Here is a 14,632-nt window from a genome sequence, read left to right on the forward strand (position 1 = left end):
TTACTTCTCTCGCGCAGGACGGGAGGGACTGGACTTTGACGTCTCGGCTGGACACATGCTTGTGACCCGAACGCACTGAACCTTCTCCGTCCAAGAAGAAATTTTTGGTGTCCAAGAGGGCGTGCGCCGGTTTGTCACCTGGTAGTGCCGCAAGACGGGCAACTAGGTCGCCCATACCTAGCCCTAAATCAGCCCCCTAATCCTTGCGAAAATTCACGAGGCGCATAAATTCAATCTATCAGATGGCTTTTGCTGGTGACCACGGATGTACTGGCACCCTGCTGATGCAATCAATGAAGGGTCGGCGCGAGCATTCGCCCGACCCTTTCTTTTTATCCAAGACCATCCCTGCCCGGGTCGCCATCCGCGCGCGCATCGCCGTCAAGCCGGCAGCCTAGTCATGCGCTTTTACGATGGGTAGGCAACTGCTGGCCAACCAACCGCCGGCGGTGTAAAGCAAACGCCATGGCGCTAGATCCTGAAAAAGCATTTTTAGATTACAGTGCGGCGGACTGCAGCGTGCAGTTTTGGACCGCCAAAGCACCGGCCGTGCAGTTCACGTCTTTGGAAGCCGCCGTCAGGTTCGCAAAAGACCATGGCGGTAGGTGGGAAGAGATTGAGATAACAGTCCATCTGCCGCGCGAGGACATCGTATTCGCCACCGGAAAAGTGCATCAACTCATTGATGCTTTGCCAGGTGACCTCCGGAAAAAACGGTAAACAGGACTGGCAGTCAATAGGACCGGCGGGCGCGCCTAGAAACGACGCTCCTCCCGGCGCGGTCGGTTGGAGATATGGGCAAGGCGAAGCCAAAGCTACCGTCGATTGCGATCGCAACACATACTATCGCCACAGCTGTATAAGATCACGGCCATGGCTCTGGGTACGGCGATAGGAATCGGAATGGGCGCCGCAGTCGGCCCGATGCTGTTCGATGACGCCGCGATCGGCATCACGTTCGGTGTCGCGATCGGCGCTGCCGTCGGGGCTGTCATCAACAGGAAATGACCGCCCGCCTGACGCTCCGGACGATCCCGTTTATTGTACGTGCAAAGAGACGGCCCCCTCTAATAGCTGCACGAACGGCCGTCACCGGGTCGGAATCCATCGGCGCAGGCCGGGTTCATTGAATCTCCCGGCTGATATCCCGATGCCGAGCCGTATGAATTCGGCGGCGTCGAGCATGCCGAGGTCATTGCGGCAAGACTGATTGCTCCGGCTGCTACAAATGCCCGAAATTTGTTCATCGATTCCTCTCCAGTTTAGGCTGCGACCGAGTGACGAGAGCTTCTGCTCTCTCCTGCCAAGATCACCTTGTCCCTCAAGATATGGCGCTCTCTTCGCCGGACGTCAGCTGCGAAGGCGTAAGATTCTTATCGATCTCGATCAGCTCCGCACGAAGATCGTCGATGGCCAAGCCGGCCGGGAACAAAGACCGTGGTTCAAAGTTGAGTGGCATCAACCACGTAACGTCAGTTTCTGACAGGAGGTCTTTCATGGGTCGCGGTATTCTGCTTTGGCTGCTTGGTGTTCCACTGCCGATCATCATCCTTCTTGCTCTGTTTATGCGATAGGGACAGATCATGTCGGTTTCAATGACTGGTTCCGGAGAGATTGCTACTCCGGTCGAATCCTCCAAATCCGCCATGACATGGGGGCCTATCTTCGGAGGCGCCGCCGCTGCCATCGGAGTGACCCTCATTCTTTTGCTGCTTGGATCCGGGGTTGGGTTGACGATGGTGTCGCCCTGGGCGGGGCAAAGCAGCTCGCTCGGCACGGTCGGGGTGACGGCAGCGATCTGGCTCGTCGTCGTGCAATGGCTCTCCTCCGGGCTTGGAGGTTATATCACCGGCCGGCTGCGCACGAAGTGGGCGGCCGTCCACACCGACGAGGTATTCTTCCGCGACACCGCACATGGCTTCATCAGCTGGGCGCTGGCGACGATTTTCGTTGCCGGATTTCTAGCCTCGTCGCTGACCTCTCTTGCCGGTGCGGGCGCACAAGCCGTCGGCTCGGCCGCCACCGCCGCAGGCACGGCGGCGTCATCGACGGCATCGGCCGCGGATCTGCCCACCGCCTATTTTACCGACGCTTTGCTGCGTCCTGAACAGGCCCGTGCAGGAGCAACAACCGATGATGCTGCTGCAACGGCGGAGGTCTCCCGCATCCTCCTCAACGGTGCGGCGGCCGGCCAGATCCCGGATGACGACAAGGCTTATCTAGCCACCATCGTCTCTGCTCGCACCGGCCTTTCCGAGGCGGATGCACGCACCCGCGTCGACACTGTGCTGAAGCGCATCGACGACGCCAAGGTCGCCGCCCAGAAAGCCGCCGATGAGGCACGCAAGGCTGCCTCCACCACGGCATTGCTCGGCGCGTTGTCACTTCTGATCGGGGCATTCATCGCTGCTGCCGCCGCGGCGTTCGGCGGGTCGCAACGCGACGAAGAGGAAGATCTCATCGTTACCTCCCGGATCTAAGATCGACGGAAATGGGGGCGCAGGGTCGACAGGCCACGCGCCCCTTTTTGTTGGGCCTCAGGTCTCCTGTCGTCGACTTTCGGCCTCATCCAGGCGGCCTCTCGCCGAGCGTCGGTTTATTTCGCATCGAGCGGAACATGTGGCCGTTGGGGAGCTTCGGTTAGGTGAAACCCTTTCCGGAGAATATAGATGGCCAAAAAGACCTCCCAAACCTCGCCCTCGGACAACGCAACGATCCATGATCAGAAACTGCACCGGGGTGCAGGCGGCGAGCTTCATCAGTTTGCCGAAGACGGGATGCCGGTGCTGACCACAGCGCAAGGTGGCCCCGTTTCCGACGATCAGAATACGCTTCGCGTTGGCGCCCGTGGCCCTGCTCTCATCGACGACTTCCACTTCCGTGAGAAAATCTTTCATTTCGACCACGAGCGCATCCCTGAGCGGGTCGTGCATGCGCGTGGCTATGGAGCCCATGGCTACTTCGAAACATATGAATCCCTGGCCGCCTATACCCGGGCCGATCTTTTCCAGCGGCCCGGCGAAAAGACGCCGGCCTTCGTCCGGTTTTCGACCGTCGCCGGCAGCAAGGGTTCCTTCGATCTGGCGCGCGACGTGCGTGGTTTCGCAGTGAAGATCTACACCCAGCAGGGAAATTGGGATCTGGTCGGCAACAACATCCCCGTTTTCTTCATTCAGGACGCGATCAAGTTTCCAGACGTCATTCATTCCGTAAAGCCGGAGCCCGACAGGCAATTTCCGCAGGCGCAGTCGGCGCATGACAATTTCTGGGATTTCATCACGCTGACGCCCGAAAGCATGCACATGGTCATGTGGGTGATGTCGGACCGCGCTATCCCGCGTTCGTTCCGCTTCATGGAGGGTTTCGGCGTTCACACCTTCCGCTTCGTCAATGCAGCGGATGAATCGACCTTCGTCAAATTCCACTGGAAACCCAAGCTCGGCCTGCAGTCCGTCGCCTGGAACGAGGCGGTCAAGATCAATGGTGCGGATCCGGATTTCCATCGCCGCGACCTCTGGCAGGCGATCCAGTCGGGAAACTTTCCGGAATGGGAACTTTGCGTACAGCTTTTCGACCAGGACTTCGCCGACACGTTCGACTTCGATATCCTCGATCCGACGAAGATCATTCCCGAAGAGATCCTTCCGGTCAAACCGATCGGCCGTCTCGTGCTCGACCGAATGCCCGAGAACTTTTTTGCGGAGACCGAGCAGGTCGCGTTCATGACGCAGAACGTTCCCCCCGGCATCGACTTCAGCAACGACCCGCTGCTGCAGGGACGAAATTTCTCCTATCTCGACACGCAGTTGAAACGTCTGGGCGGTCCAAATTTCACCCATCTGCCGATCAACGCGCCGAAGTGTCCCTTCCACAATTTCCAGCAGGATGGCCATATGGCCATGCGCAATCCTGTCGGACGCGTCAATTACCAGCCGAATTCCTGGAATCAGGGGCCGCGGGAATCGCCGGTCCAGGGCTATCGCCACTTCCCGGCCGAGGAGCAGGGCCCCAAGGTTCGGCTGCGGCCGGAAAGCTTTGCCGATCATTACAGCCAGGCCCGGCAATTCTACATCAGCCAGACTCCGCCGGAGCAACGCCATATCGCCGCGGCGCTGATCTTCGAACTGAGCAAGGTCGAAACGCCGGTCATTCGTGAGCGTATGGTCTCGCATCTCTTGAACATCGATGAGACGCTGGCCAGCAAGGTCGGCCACGCCCTCGGCTTCAAATCGATGCCGAACCCTGCCGATGCGGCCATGCCGACGCGGCAGGATCTCGAGCCGTCGCCGGCGCTCAGCATCATCGAGCGCGGTCCGAAGCGGTTCGAAGGACGCAAGCTCGGCATTCTTGTCAGCGATGCTACCGATGCCGCTATCTTCAAGGCGCTGCTAGCCGAGATCACCGCGCAGAAGGCAACGTTCGAAGTGATCGCGCCGAAGATCGGCGGCGTGACACTCTCGGACGGCAACTGGATCGAAGCACATCAGATGATCGACGGCGGACCTTCGGTGCTTTACGACGCGGTCGCCCTCCTCCCCTCAGCCGAGGGAACCAGCGATCTGCTGAAGGAGGCCACGGCCCGCGATTTCGTGGCGGACGCCTTCGTACACTGCAAGTTCATCGGCTATGTGGAAACAGCGCTGCCGCTGATGCAGAAGGCCGGAATTGCCGATTCCCTGGATGAGGGCGTGATTACGCTCGGAGCGGCGAAGGATGTCACGGCCTTTATCAAGGCGCTTGGCAAACTGCGGGTCTGGGGTCGGGAGCCATCGGTCAAATTGAATTGACCGGCTCGTCGTCATGAAAGCATGAGAATGGCTTATGGCAATAATGAAACCCGCGGAAACGCGGGTTTCATACGGTTGCCAGCAGGTTTGCTTCCCTTATGTCGAAAATAAAATAATATATTTCAATAGCTTACCTAGTTCCCCACGAGAAAGATCGCCTCTGCCGCAGAAATGCGGTAATTCCCGAAATATTGTGCAGTGCAGCAACTTTTGGCCGTCTGACGCGTTTAGTCAGGCATCACCGCCATCCCGGCTGCTGATTGGCGGAGACTTTCATGAGATCTATGTCAGACACCCTCGCACGCCTTGCTGCGCTGCGAGGAACCCTTGGCGCCCAACCGACGCAGAACAACCCCGATCTCATCGCCTTGGATGCGTTTGGCTCAAACCCGGGTGCCTTAGGGGGCTACACCTATTTGCCGTCGAAGCGCGGAAAAAACATGCCCCTGGTCGTCGTCCTGCACGGCTGCACCCAGACTGCCGCCGGGTACGATATCGGGTCCGGTTGGTCGCGATTGGCCGAGGACTACGGCTTCGCGCTGCTGTTTCCCGAGCAACGACGTGCAAACAATCCAAACCTCTGCTTCAATTGGTTTAACCCGGAGGACATCCGCCGGGATCACGGCGAGGTATGTTCCATTCGTCAGATGATCGCAAAGGTCGTTGCGGAACACGGTATCGACGGCAGGCGCGTGTTCGTGACCGGGCTTTCGGCTGGCGGCGCCATGGCCGCAGCCATGCTCGCCACCTATCCCGAGGTTTTCGCGGGCGGCGCGATCATCGCGGGCCTGCCATATGCAAGTGCCGCGACTATTCCCGAGGCGTTCGATCGAATGCGCGGTCACGGCGGTCCGACCGGCAAGGAGCTTGAACTGCGGTTGAGAAACGCTTCAGGGCACAAAGGCCCGTGGCCGACATTATCACTCTGGCAGGGGAGCGCAGATAGAACCGTCGTGCCATCCAATGCGAATGCGATCGTGGAGCAATGGAGAAATATCCACGGCGTCGACGCATTGCCGGGGCGTGCCGAAGATATCGGACGACACCAGCGAAAGGTCTGGACCGATGCTCACGGTGTCGAAGTGATCGAGCTCTATACGATTGCCGGGATGGATCACGGCACGCCGCTCGATGTCGGCACCGGCTACGGGGCAAGCGGCCCCTTTATGCTTGACGTCGGAATTTCCTCGACCGTCGAAACTGCCAGGTCCTGGGGTCTGGTCCCCTCATTTGAAAAACGGCGCGACGCAAAACCCTCTGCTGCGCAACCGGAAAACGCTGCAGATCGATTCGGCACAGGTAGCGATCGTGGCGGCATTCAGAAGGTCATTGAAGATGCCCTCCGGTCCGCTGGGCTGATGAAGTAGTCATGTCGCTAATTAAAGTGGAGATTTGTAGACAAGAATAAATACGCGGAATAGGAATGGCGCTCATCGTCATACGGGGAGACACCATGGTTCCGCTTTCGCTTTTTATCACAGCTGCTTCGCGCCGCCGCATGGCGGCTGCACTTGCCGCCATGCTGTTTGCACCGGCAGCTTTTGCCGAGGAGATCGTCTTCAAGGATCAAGGGAACCGCGAGGTGCGGCTGGCAAAGGCTGCCGAACGTGTCGTCTCGATCGTTATCCCTATGGCTTCCACCGTCATTGCGCTGGATGGCAGCACCCGGAAGCTCATTGGCATGAACCCGACGGCAAAGAGCGCCGTGGTCGAAGGGATTCTCGGAAAGATCTTCCCCGAGGCGAAGGATATTCCATCGGACGTGACGGCGCCGAATTTCGTGCCGAACGTCGAGGCGCTCACCGCCGCCAATCCCGATCTCGTCATCCAATGGGGTGATCGCGGCGCCGATATCGTCGCGCCCATCACCAATGCCGGGCTCACCACGATGCTGATCCTTTACGGCACGGAAGAGCTGACCCGCGATTATATGACCATGGCCGCGAAGGCGATCGGCAAGCCGGAGCGGATCGGCGAACTGGTGGAATGGCGCGACCGCGTCCAGAAGGATATCCAGGCCAAGGCGACGGCGATCCCCGACGACAAGAAGCCGAACGTTCTCTATCTCGGCCGCGCGCTCTCCGATATCAGCGCCTCCGGCACCAAGGGCAATTACAATGCCTGGTCCATCGGGCTTGCCGGCGGGAAAAACGCCTCGGACGAACTTAACGGTACCGTCTCGGTGAACAAGGAACAGATCGCAGCCTGGAACCCCGACGTCATCTTCCTCAATGCTTTCGAGGCGAAGCTGAACGTCGACTGGGTCTATAACGATCCGATCCTGTCTCTGACCAATGCCGCCAAATCCAAGCGGGTCTACAAGATGCCGCTCGGCGGCTATCGCTGGGATCCGCCGAGCCAGGAATCGCCGTTGTCCTGGATGTGGACGGCCAACCTGCTCCATCCCGAGATCTTCAAATACGATCTGCGCACGAAAATGAAGACGGCCTACAAGACGCTTTACAACTACGACCTGGCCGATAGCGATATCGACAATATCCTTTGGCTGAAGGAACAGGGCGCTGCCGCCGACTACGCGCAGTTCGAGGCAAAGTGACGTCATGGCGACGATAACGCAGGAGGAGATGGCGCCCGCTGCTCGCCGGATTCACCTCGCCAGGCAGACACTGGTCTTCACGTTGCTGCTGGTGCTGCTGGTGGTCGCCGTCACCGTCAGCCTCTGCGTCGGACGGTTCTCCGTGCCGGCTGGACGTGCGCTCGAACTGATCTGGCAAGGGATCAGCGACCCGTCGCGGGAGCTTGCCGGGATCGACGAACGCATCGTGCTGCTGGTGCGTGCGCCGCGCGTCGTGCTTGCCGCACTTGCCGGCGCCGGACTCGCCATCTCAGGCGCCGGCCTTCAGGGCGTGTTTCGAAATCCGCTGGTTTCGCCAGACATACTGGGCATTTCCCAGGGTGCCGCCTTCGGCGGCGCGCTGGCGATCATGCTCGGCATCTGGGGATTTCCGCTGATCGCCATGGTGTTCCTCTGCGGCATGGCGGCCGTTATCCTGGTGGGGCTGCTGTCGCGCATCAACGGCCGGTCGGAAACGGTCACCGTGATCCTGTCGGGACTGGTCATCAGCTCGATGTTCTCGGCGGTCGTCTCGCTGCTGCAATTCATCGCCGATCCCAACACGTCCCTTCCCGCCATCGTCTACTGGTTGATGGGATCCTTCGCGACAGCCACGTGGGAACGCACGCTGGTGGCAGCACCGGGCCTCATTCTGGGAAGTTGCTTCCTGTGGATGCTCCGCTTCCGGCTCAACATCCTGTCGCTCGACGAAGCCGAAGCCCGCAGCCTCGGCGCCAATACCACACGCGAGAGGTGGCTGGTTTTCTGCCTCATCGCCGTCATCGTCGGCAGCCAGGTCGCGGTTTCGGGCATCATCGGCTGGATCGGCATCGTCATTCCCCACGCCGCTCGTCTGCTGGTCGGCCATGATCACCGCGCGCTGCTGCCGGCAGCCGCCGTGCTCGGCGCAGGATTCATGGTCTGCATCGACACCCTCGCCCGCACCGCGACGGCCGCGGAAATCCCGCTCGGCGTCATCACCGCCCTTGTCGGCGCGCCGATCTTTGCGGCTCTCCTGCGCCATCACTATCGCGAAAGGACCGGATCATGATCGGATTGACGGATGCGATCGTCAGGTTCGGGGCGCGCACCATCCTCGACCGCCTGAGTTTCTCAGTGCCCGTCGGGCGCTCGCTCGCCATTCTCGGCCCCAACGGCCGCGGCAAGACGACGACGCTGAAAGCCATGCTCGGCTTTCAGCGGCTGGACGCGGGCAGCCGCGTGGCGCCTGCTATCGTCGGGTATGTCCCGCAGACCGGAAGCAGCAACCAGCGCTACCGCGCCATCGATGTCGCCGTCATGGGACGGGCAGCGCATCTCGGCCTGTTCGGCCAACCAGGACCTTCCGATTTCGAGATTGCCCATGCGGCACTCGAGCGGTCGGGAGCTGCCCGCTTCGCCGATCATTTCTTCGATCGGCTCTCCGGCGGCGAACGGCAGCTCGTGCTTCTCGCGCGAGCGCTCGCCACCGGGTCGGAGGCGATCGTCCTCGACGAGCCGGCGGCGGCACTCGACCTTCGCAACCAGGAGCGGCTGCTGAACCTGCTCAAAAGCCTGCGCGAACCGCGCGACAAGGCAATCGCCTTCACGACGCATGATCCGAACCATGCGCTTGCCGCCGCCGACGATGCGCTGCTGATGATGCCGGATGGTCAATCGCTGTTCGGTCCGGTCGCGGAGACGATTACGCCGGAACATCTCGAACGGCTTTACGGTGTCCCCATGCGGGTGGTCGAGCTTTTCGGCCCGACAGGCGACAGGCATCAGGCGGTTCTGCCCGCCTTTGCAGGAATTTGCGCCGCATGAGCATCCTTTTGATCCAGTCGCATTATCAAGACCCTTTCAGCATGAACCCGCCGGCTTTTGCCGAGGCGACCGCGCAGGGCAAGCTGGTCACCGTACGCGAGATGGAGCTGACCGAGGCGCATTTCGCCACCGTAAGTGGCCTCATCACCACGACCCATCTCGATCAGGTCGGCTTCCTCAGATACGCGCCGGCGGTAGCATCTTTCCTCGACCGAGGCGGCCGGTGGATCTTCAGCGGCCACATGCTTCGGCCGATCCTGCCGGAGCTCGGCGCCTATATCCCGATGCCGCAGCCGAAAAGAGCCGACTTCGTACAGGTCAGGCAATTCGATCATCCTGTTTTTGCCGGCATCGACCAGAGGATGCTGGAAACGAACCGCGGCGTCGCCGGTTTCTACGGCCGCGGACACAACCCGATGCCATCAGGCGCCGTTGCGATCAATACGTTGGGACCGGCTGCGGTTCCCGTCGACTGGATCTGGGCGCGGCCGGCGGGCGGAGAGATATTGTCGCATGCCGGAAACGAGTTCTGGGGTTGCGGAGACGATCCCGACATCAAAAAGCAACTGGCCGGCCGTGTTATCGCCTGGCTGGCGGGGGAGCTGAACCGATGAGCGTGCTCGCGATCCATCCCGGCGCCTACTACCACATCGAGACGCTGGAAGCGCCGCGCTACCAGCATCATTTCGACCGCCTGGTGCGGCCGGAGGAGCTGCCCTCGGTCGAGCTTAGCGAACACCAGGTGCTGTTCATTCCCTGCCGGACGCCGGCGGACCGGATGGCGCCGCATGCAGCGCAACTGCGCACCTATCTCGACCAGGGCGGCACGATCGTTGCGACCGGCGAGACCGCATGGGAAGCGTTCCTGCCAGCGATCCATTTCACGCCGCAACCGACAAACTGGTGGTGGTGGCTGACCCAGGGCGCCGATCTCGGCGTCAGGATCTCAGCACCCGGCCATTCGCTGTTCGAACATCTCGGTCAGGACGACCTGACCTGGCATCTCCATGGCTGGTTCGACCCGCCTGAGGGCGTCGAGGTTCTGGCCGTGAATGAGGAAGGCAAGCCGATCCTCTATGTGGACGAGGTCACGACGGCGGGACGCATGGTGATCACCAGCCTCGATCCCTGCTTCCACCACGGATCGCATTTCATGCCGGCAACGACGCACTTCCTGGATGGTTTCTTTCCGTGGATGCGCAAGGAACTGGATAAGGGAAAATCGGAATGAACGAAACAAAGATCGAAGTGCTCGAAGACGGCAAGCCGCTTGCCTACGGCTTCGCCGACATCATGCATTATCACGGCTATGGTTTTCCCGGCGGGGTCGCCCATGCCTTCAAGGTGATGGAGCGCGCCTTTCCGCTGCTCAGCGCCGACGGACCGCCGGAGCGCCGCGAAATATCGATCCGCACGGCCTTTCGCGGTCCGGGCGGGCGTGACGCTTTCGAAATGGTCACACGCGCATTGACGGAAGGACGCTATAGCGTCGACCCCTTGCTCGATCGGCCGGAGCGCGGCGACATCCTCGCCCGCTACGTCTTCGAGCTCAGCTATCGCGGCCGCACCGTCACCCTGCAACTGCGCGACGGCCATGTCCGCGAGGAATTCATCATGCTCGGCCGCAAGCCCGACCGGACACCCCAGGAAGAGGAGCGTCTCGCCTGGCTAAAGCAGGAGATGGCGGATCGCCTGCTGGCGCTACCGCCGGAGGCGGTTTACGAAGGGGGATAGGGACGCCCCACTCTCACAGGAGAAACTGCAGATCGACCACGATCGGAAAAGCGAGTTCGATAGCGCGGTTTCGGTCCAGATCCGGCAGACCTCCCCGAAGATCGCCACTATCGGTTTTGAGACTTGGGCAGTGGCCCGTTTTGATGGCTGAAGACCAGTTCGCTCTGGACGTCTTGCTGAAACTGCAGCACCCGCTGACCGACATCGCTCTCCGGCATCCCGGCCGCCAGAAGCTGATCGGCAAGCCTGCGGCATTCGGCCTTCCAGAATTCTATCGCATCTGCGCCATGCCGCCGGCCGAGTTCGCGAGCGCAGCGCTCAATATTCGCAGTTCCGGTTCCAGCGGGAAAGGCAATAATTCTGCCTTCATTGGCGCCGGCAGGCCGGCGGGTCATTTCAGTAGCCATCGAACACAGGTTCCTTTGATCCTGTTCGTTGTCTACGGGACTATGGTTAATGCTTTCTATTTGCTGCAGTAAGAAGATCAATCAGGTGGAAATTTAGCGGACCGCGATGTCACCAGACGATCGGATGGGTTTTGCCGGTGAGCACGTTCACGAACCCCTCCGGCGCCAGCTCCGACGGCGCGACCAGGACCCAGCGCCAGGGCGAGCAGGTCAGCGTCGCAAATGACAGGCGTTCGGGAAAGCCCGGCCACCATCGAGGCGAAAAGGTCGGCTCATACATCCAGTCGATCCCGGCGCCGGCCGCATAAAGGGCCTGCATCTCCGCATCGAGCGCTTCGGCCGAACGCGCCGTCATCAGGCCGCCGACCTCGTAGCGGACGCGGGCCAGAATCTTGCCGCCGGAGACCAGCACCCAGCCGCCCTGCTGCTCATTCAGGGCATTGACTGATATCGCCATCGCCTCATCCGATGAGCCGACCGTCCAGATATTGTGCTTGTCGTGCCCGAGCGTGGAGGCGAGCGCCGTCTCCGGCGTGCGTGGTCCGGTGCCCAGCCAGAACATCCTGGAGACCTTGGCCTCTCCGGAAAACCGGTCGACAATCGCGAATTTGGTGACATTGCGCGCGGAATCCCGCTGCACGGCGCCCTCTTCCACCGGCAATTCCATGGTGATGAAATCGTCGTGCCAGTGAAACGGCCGCAAAAGTGCTGCGTTAGCCGTGGTCCGGTTCGTCGGCGCCTCGATGCGGAAATCGTCAGCCGTGACCGTCCTGTCTATTTTCACGGTGCGCGTCGCCCATTGCGGCCAATCGATTTCAGGACGCACGCCGATGAAGTTCGCACCCTCGGACACGGGACGCCCGTCCGCCCACACTTTTTCGATCGACAGGCTGGCGACGTCGTTGAGAAGAACGAAATCGGCGAAACGGCCCGGCGCGATCGATCCGACCCAAGGTGTCAGCCGCATATGGCGTGCCGGATTGAGGGTGACGCACTGGATGGCGATCTCCGGCGCAAGGCCGTTTTCAATGGCGAGGCGGACATTGTGGTCGGTCGCACCGATTTTCAGCGTGTCCGAGGCGCTGCGGTCGTCGGTCACCAGGGCGATCTGCGACCAGTCCGTCAGCCCCTTGTCGATCAGCCCGCGGATGACCTCCGGCAGGGAATGCGGCCTGAGCTCGATGAAAAGACCGTGGAGAAGCTTCTGCCAGATCTCGTCGAGAAACCAGCCTTCGTGATCCGAAGCGAGACCCGCTGCCGCGAAGGCATTGATCGAGGCCATGTCGCGCAGTCCGGCGCCGTGGCCTTCGACCACGCCGCGCTGCTCGAAGGTCGCGCCGATCATGCCCCATAGCCGATCGTAGGAAGGATTGCCGGGGTCGGAGATCGACGGCCAGTCCATGACCTCGTCGAGCCCGGCAACCATCAGGCTCTCGGAGAGAAAGGCCTTCTGTTCGTCATAACCGAACCAGCCGCCGCCCCACTCGTAGGCGGTCGGTGGCACGGCGGAGCCAGGCAGGGGAAAGATTTTCATCGGCGATCCGCGCCGGCGCGTTTCCAGCCAGAATTCCAGATTGCGGGGGCCGTTGACGTTGGAAAATTCGTGGCTCGCCTCGCATGTCCAGGTCACACCATGCGGCATCACCAAAGCCGCCTCCCATTCGGGCGTCAGATGGGAGCTTTCGATATGTTTGTGCGCTTCGCCGAAGCCCGGCACGGCTGCAAGATCGGGCTCCGAGAACCGCTCGCTCACCTCGCCTTCGTAACTGCCGGCGGGGCCGACATAGGCGATACGGCGGCCCTTGATGACGATCTCCTGATCGTCAAGCCATGTCCTCGAATGGACATCAAGTAACCTTCCCACGCGCAACAGCTTGTCGGCGGGCCGGCGTCCGAGCGCCGTCAGCACAAGATCCTGGCGCGTCAGAACCTCGTCGGACGCGTTGATCAGCAGATCGTCGGGAAGAGCGGTGCGTGAAGTGGCCATGAATGAAATGCCCGTGAGATGCTGGAACCGCCGGACCGTAGAGACCATACCCAGATGTGTAAAGCGCTGATGAACCACACGTTTTGTGAGCGATGACCAGACGTCATCAACCGGGAGTTAACTGATCGGCCGACCCCGGAAAATTCCCGACAGAAGAGCGCATTTGCCCAATTATTGAGCTTGCGGCCTGACAGATCAAAAAATAGTATCCCTCAAATCCTGGGGTATGATCCCGATTGCCAACCCCGCTTTTCACAGAAGGACTATGCTCATGAAGGCCAGACGTTTTGCCCAAATCCTGTCTCTTGGGCTGCTTGCCGCCGTCGGCAGCACCGTTGCGGCACATGCGCAATCGAAGACGCTGACCATCTCCTGGTGGGGCTATAACGGCGAGAAGATGAATGCGAACATCATCACGCCGTTCAAGAAGATCTGCGGCTGCGAGATCGTGTTCGAGACCGGCAACAATGCCGACCGGCTCAACAAGCTGAAATTGCGCGATGGCAAGGGTGTCGATGTCATCTATCTCACCGACAGCTTCTCGCAGCTCGGCATCGAACAGGGACTGTTCCAGGAGATCGATGCGTCGAAGATCTCCAACCTCGCGGATATCTACGAACTGGGCAAGGCGCCTCAGGGTAAATACGGCCCCGCCTATACGATCGGTCGCGTCGGCATCGTCTATGATTCCGCCAAGGTCAATCCGCCGATCACTGCCTGGGGCGACCTGTGGCGCGACGATCTGAAAAGCTCCGTCTCCCTGCCCGGTATCACCACCACTGCCGGCCCGCTGGTCGTTCTGGAAGCCGGCAAACATGGCGGCGCAGATGCCTATGAAGACACCGACAAGGCCTTTTCGGAAGTCGAGGCGCTACAGCCCAATGTCGTCAAGAACTACAACACCGGCTCGGAGCTGGTGAACCTGATATCAACAGGCGAAGTGCGCGTTGCGCTGGCCCAGGACTTCACCCTGGCATCGATGCAGGCGGCCGTTCCGACGATGACATGGGCCAAGCTCAAGGACGGCGACATCGCCACGCTGAATACCGTGAACATCCCGAAGGGTTCGGAAAATGTCGAACTCGCACATCAATTCATCAACTTCATCCTGTCAAAGGAAGTCCAGCAGGCTGAAGCCGAACAAGGCGTCGATGCGCCGATCTCGACCAAGGTCAGTCTGACGCCGGACCAGGCGAAGATCTGGACCTATGGCCCGGATATGGTCGCGAGCCTCACCCGCATCGACTATGCCAAGATGAATGCCGCGAAGGCAGACTGGATCGATCGCTGGAACGAAGTCTTCGGTCAGTAAGCTGCGCGATATTCTCGGCCTGAG

14 protein-coding genes are annotated in these 14,632 nt (G+C 60.6%); 11 read left to right on the forward strand and 3 right to left on the reverse strand.

What is annotated here, in order from left to right; genetic code table 11:
* Window positions 1–465: 465 nt before the first annotated feature.
* Complete coding sequence (locus A6U98_RS06545) at window positions 466–720, forward strand: hypothetical protein (RefSeq protein WP_027666056.1); 255 nt, start codon at window positions 466–468, stop codon at window positions 718–720.
* A gap of 347 nt (window positions 721–1,067) precedes the next feature.
* On the opposite strand, the gene A6U98_RS37505 is transcribed toward A6U98_RS06545, so the two are convergent.
* Complete coding sequence (locus tag A6U98_RS37505) at window positions 1,068–1,247, reverse strand: hypothetical protein (protein ID WP_003558829.1); 180 nt, start codon at window positions 1,245–1,247, stop codon at window positions 1,068–1,070.
* Between the two features lie 336 nt (window positions 1,248–1,583).
* Between A6U98_RS37505 and A6U98_RS06555 the strand changes: the two genes are divergently transcribed.
* The 9 genes from A6U98_RS06555 (at window position 1,584) to A6U98_RS06595 (ending at window position 10,902) form a co-directional block, all read left to right on the forward strand.
* A complete protein-coding gene (locus A6U98_RS06555) occupies window positions 1,584–2,480 on the forward strand; it encodes a hypothetical protein (RefSeq protein ID WP_064648773.1) in 897 nt (298 codons plus the stop codon).
* Window positions 2,481–2,669: 189 nt separating this feature from the next.
* On the forward strand, window positions 2,670–4,787 hold the full coding sequence (locus tag A6U98_RS06560; RefSeq protein ID WP_064648775.1) for a catalase: 2,118 nt from the start codon (window positions 2,670–2,672) through the stop codon (window positions 4,785–4,787).
* 275 nt (window positions 4,788–5,062) lie between these two features.
* A complete protein-coding gene (locus A6U98_RS06565; protein WP_064648778.1) occupies window positions 5,063–6,154 on the forward strand; it encodes a PHB depolymerase family esterase in 1,092 nt (363 codons plus the stop codon).
* 56 nt (window positions 6,155–6,210) lie between these two features.
* Window positions 6,211–7,344: an ABC transporter substrate-binding protein gene (locus A6U98_RS06570; protein WP_064648780.1), complete on the forward strand. Its 1,134-nt coding sequence runs from the start codon at window positions 6,211–6,213 to the stop codon at window positions 7,342–7,344.
* Window positions 7,345–7,348: 4 nt separating this feature from the next.
* Window positions 7,349–8,413, forward strand: coding sequence for an iron ABC transporter permease (locus tag A6U98_RS06575; protein WP_064648782.1), 1,065 nt, complete (start codon window positions 7,349–7,351; stop codon window positions 8,411–8,413).
* On the forward strand, window positions 8,410–9,168 hold the full coding sequence (locus A6U98_RS06580; RefSeq protein ID WP_064648784.1) for an ABC transporter ATP-binding protein: 759 nt from the start codon (window positions 8,410–8,412) through the stop codon (window positions 9,166–9,168). The genes A6U98_RS06575 and A6U98_RS06580 overlap by 4 nt, the downstream gene beginning before the upstream one ends.
* The gene (locus A6U98_RS06585; protein WP_064648786.1) at window positions 9,165–9,782 is read left to right on the forward strand and encodes a hypothetical protein; all 618 of its coding nucleotides are present in this window, start codon (window positions 9,165–9,167) and stop codon (window positions 9,780–9,782) included. The genes A6U98_RS06580 and A6U98_RS06585 overlap by 4 nt, the downstream gene beginning before the upstream one ends.
* Complete coding sequence (locus tag A6U98_RS06590) at window positions 9,779–10,399, forward strand: hypothetical protein (protein WP_064648787.1); 621 nt, start codon at window positions 9,779–9,781, stop codon at window positions 10,397–10,399. Before A6U98_RS06585 ends, A6U98_RS06590 begins: the two co-directional genes overlap by 4 nt.
* Window positions 10,396–10,902 (forward strand): hypothetical protein, encoded by a 507-nt coding sequence (locus A6U98_RS06595; RefSeq protein ID WP_064648789.1) that lies wholly within the window; start codon window positions 10,396–10,398, stop codon window positions 10,900–10,902. The genes A6U98_RS06590 and A6U98_RS06595 overlap by 4 nt, the downstream gene beginning before the upstream one ends.
* A gap of 107 nt (window positions 10,903–11,009) precedes the next feature.
* Here the strand turns inward: A6U98_RS06595 and A6U98_RS35520 are convergent, their stop codons facing one another.
* Together A6U98_RS35520 and A6U98_RS06605 are read right to left on the reverse strand one after the other, a co-directional pair.
* A complete protein-coding gene (locus tag A6U98_RS35520) occupies window positions 11,010–11,309 on the reverse strand; it encodes a DUF6074 family protein (RefSeq protein ID WP_024320638.1) in 300 nt (99 codons plus the stop codon).
* A 109-nt stretch (window positions 11,310–11,418) separates the two neighbouring features.
* Window positions 11,419–13,344 carry an adenine deaminase C-terminal domain-containing protein gene (locus A6U98_RS06605; RefSeq protein ID WP_064648793.1) on the reverse strand — a complete coding sequence of 642 codons (1,926 nt, stop codon included), beginning with the start codon at window positions 13,342–13,344 and terminating at the stop codon, window positions 11,419–11,421.
* 223 nt (window positions 13,345–13,567) lie between these two features.
* On the opposite strand from A6U98_RS06605, the gene A6U98_RS06610 reads away from it, so the two are divergent.
* A complete protein-coding gene (locus A6U98_RS06610; protein ID WP_064649189.1) occupies window positions 13,568–14,608 on the forward strand; it encodes an ABC transporter substrate-binding protein in 1,041 nt (346 codons plus the stop codon).
* The last annotated feature ends 24 nt before the right edge of the window (window positions 14,609–14,632 follow it).

It is taken from the genome of Rhizobium sp. WYCCWR10014 (assembly GCF_001657485.1).
Lineage (GTDB): Bacteria > Pseudomonadota > Alphaproteobacteria > Rhizobiales > Rhizobiaceae > Rhizobium.